2 protein-coding genes are annotated in these 3,198 nt (G+C 47.9%); both read right to left on the bottom strand.

Translation table 11 applies throughout. From position 1 onward, the window contains the following. Positions 1-282: 282 nt before the first annotated feature. The gene (locus tag KCO92_RS07165; RefSeq protein WP_104696119.1) at positions 283-1,347 is read right to left on the bottom strand and encodes a microcin C ABC transporter permease YejB; all 1,065 of its coding nucleotides are present in this window, start codon (positions 1,345-1,347) and stop codon (positions 283-285) included. Beyond that, positions 1,348-3,108 (bottom strand): extracellular solute-binding protein, encoded by a 1,761-nt coding sequence (locus KCO92_RS07160; protein WP_104696120.1) that lies wholly within the window; start codon positions 3,106-3,108, stop codon positions 1,348-1,350. Positions 3,109-3,198: the final 90 nt, after the last annotated feature.

Here is a 3,198-nt window from a genome sequence, read left to right as displayed (position 1 = left end):
GTCTTTGGCAATCCTATTGCCCACTCCAAATCACCTGCCTTGCACAACAAGGCTTTTGTAGATTTCGCGCATGCGCTGGGACAGGCGGAGGGGTTGATTCTTGTGCATGGCTAGGAGGCAGGGGGGCTTGAGGCTTTGGGGGCGGGGGTGGGGCACTCACAACGGGTTCTAGCACGCGCTGGTGTAGCTTAAACAAGATCCCCATGTAGATCCCCAGGGCTAGTAACACCCACAAACACGCCAAGCCATAGAGCTTGAACACTCTAAAACCCATCTAAACTCCTATCTTTTCTCAAAGTCGATTCTGGGGTCCACAATGCTATAGGTCAGATCGCTAATCAAATTCACCACCAAGCCCAAAAGGGTGAATATGTAGAGTGAGGCAAAGACCACCGGGTAATCCCGATTCACAATGCTCTCAAACCCCAGCAAACCCAGTCCATCTAAGCTAAAGATGATCTCAATGAGCAAACTCCCACTAAAAAACACCCCCAAGAATGCGCTAGGAAAACCCGCGATCACCAAGAGCATGGCATTTCTAAAGACATGCCCATAAAAAATGCGCCCCTCAGAACACCCCTTGGCACGCGCGCATAGAATGTAGAGCTTGCCCATCTCGTCTAAGAAAGAATTTTTCACCAACAGCGTGAGAGTAGCAAACCCTCCAATACTCATGCACAGCACCGGTAAAATGATATGCCATAAATAATCTTTGATCTTGCCTAGCACACTCAAAGTTGCAAAATCATCGCTCACCAAGCCCTTTAAGGGAAAAATCTGCCAATAAGTCCCCGAGGCAAAGAGTACAATTAAAATGATGGCAAACAAAAAGGAGGGAATCGCATTCGCCACGATCACAGCCACACTGCTAGCCACATCAAAATTAGAATCATTGTGGCGAGCCTTGTAAATGCCTAAGGGAATAGAGATCAGATAGATCAGCAAGGTGCTAAAAAAGCCTAGTGAAATAGAGACAGGAAGTTTTTCCTTGATGAGGTCGATCACGCTAATTTGGCGGTAAAAACTCTGCCCAAAGTCAAAAACTAAGTACTTTTTGAGCATGTCCACATAGCGCTCTAAAATGGGCTTATCAAAACCATAGAGTTTAGTGAGCTGCGCATAGAGTGCAGCGTCCATGCCCTGCCCTCCCTTATAACGGCTCTCACTTAATTGCCTCTCTTTGAGAGAGGTGTTGTTCGCCTCCTGGTCACTGGTCCCGCTGAGTTTGGCCATCATCTGCTCTACAGGCCCACCCGGGGCACTTTGAATGATGAAAAAATTGATGGTGATGATTCCTAGCAAGGTTGGGATGATGAGCCAAAGCCGTTTGAGAATGTAGCGCGCCATTCAATCTCCCTTTTGCAAATTTTTATCCCACCACAGCGTGGGTGAAAAGCCATAGGGGGGTGAAATCTTGGGCATGCCCACTTTATCCCAAAAGGCAATGCGAAAACTCGAACTATAAAGTTGGGGCACGACATAAAAGCCCCACAAGAGCACGCGATCGAGCGCGCGCACATAGGCGATCTGAGTCTCTCGATTGGGCGCGCTGATCACTCCATCAATGAGCTTGTCAACCACGGGATTAGCAATCCCAGAATAGTTACGACTCCCCGCCTGTTGTGCGCTCGCGCTCCCCCAATAATAGCGTTGCTCATTGCCCGGAAATAAAGACTCCCCAATCACCCCTGAAATCATGTCGTAGTCAAATTTTTTGACCCGATTGGTATATTGACTCAAATCCACTCTTTGTACGCGCACCTCAATCCCTAAGATTTTGAGATTGCGTGCGTACGCTAGAGCAAGCCTCTCCAAACCCGCACCCTTGAGCAAAATCGTGAAAGTAAAGGGTTGCTTGGTTTTAGCGTTGATGAGGCGGTTGTTAGACACCACATAACCCGCCTCTTTTAAGAGTTTTTGGGCGTATTTGAGATTTTCGCGCAAGTTTTCCCCCAGCTTAGGCGCGCCATCTGTGCGAGGTATAATGTAGGGGCTGGTGAAAATCCGTGGATCATAAGCGTCTAACTGCTTCTTGTAGCGATCTAAAATCTGCAACTCTTGTCCATGGGGTAAACCGCTAGAGGCAAAGACAGAGTTACTAAAATAGCTGGGCGAGCGGGTGTATTGGGAGAAAAAGAGATTACGATTGGCCCATTCAAAATCAAAGGCGTAAAACAACGCTTCACGCACCCGCGCGTCTTTGAAAAGGGGTCTACGGGTATTGATAAAAAAGCCCTGCATGCCAGCGGGCAGCGCATGCTCTAAGCGCACCATGTGAATCTTGCCCTGCTCAATGCCCTTGCCCACATACCCGCGCGCCCACACTTTGGCCGTGCTCTCATAACGCCAATCGTAAGCCCCGCTTAAAAACGCCTGCAATGCCACCGAATCGTCCTTATAATACTCATAGACGAGGCGATCAAAATTATACTGACCCCTCATGGAAGGCAAATTGCGCGCCCAGTAGTGTTTATTGCGTACATAAGTGATGCGTTTGCCCACATCAAAGGATTCGATCACATAGGGGCCGCTGGAAACGGGGACAAGCAAAGGATTTTTATCAAACCCATGTTTTTCAAAAAAATGTTTGGGAATCACCTGTAACTGCCCCAAAATCAAAGGTAGTTCGGTATTCGTGGTGGTCTTAAAAGTGAATTGAACATGCTGCTTATCTAGGACAATAACTTCCTTGACATCTTCATAATACTGCTTAAAAACTGGACTGCCCTTTTGAGTGATGGTCTCAAAGCTGTACTTGACATCATGTGCGGTGATGGGCACGCCATCGCTAAATTTTGCCCGCGGATCGATGCCAAAGATCACATAACTATGATCGGGGGCAACTTCGACATCATTGGCAATGAGGGCGTATTCGCTAAAGGGTTCGTCTAAACTTTGGGTGAGCAGGGTGTCATAAACTAAATCCAGCCCGCTGGCCTTGGTGCCCTTGAGCAAGAAGGGATTGAGGCTATCAAAAGTGCCAATGGCATGGCTTTTGAGCACCCCACCCTTAGGGGCATTGGGGTTGGCGTAATCAAAATGGGTAAAGTGGTGCGCGTACTTAGCCTCACCTCCCAAGTAGATATAGGGTGCACCCCATAGGGGCAAACAAGTGAGTAAAACCGTTCTTACAGACCTATAAAATCCTACAAAACCCTGCAAAATTCTACAAGGCTGGGATTTCTGCTGTATTCTTGG

Origin of the sequence: Helicobacter salomonis (assembly GCF_017979425.1) — a bacterium.
In the GTDB taxonomy this organism is placed as follows: domain Bacteria; phylum Campylobacterota; class Campylobacteria; order Campylobacterales; family Helicobacteraceae; genus Helicobacter; species Helicobacter salomonis.
The sequence above is the reverse complement of the archived record's forward strand: the minus strand, read 5'-3'. Positions and strand labels throughout refer to the sequence as shown.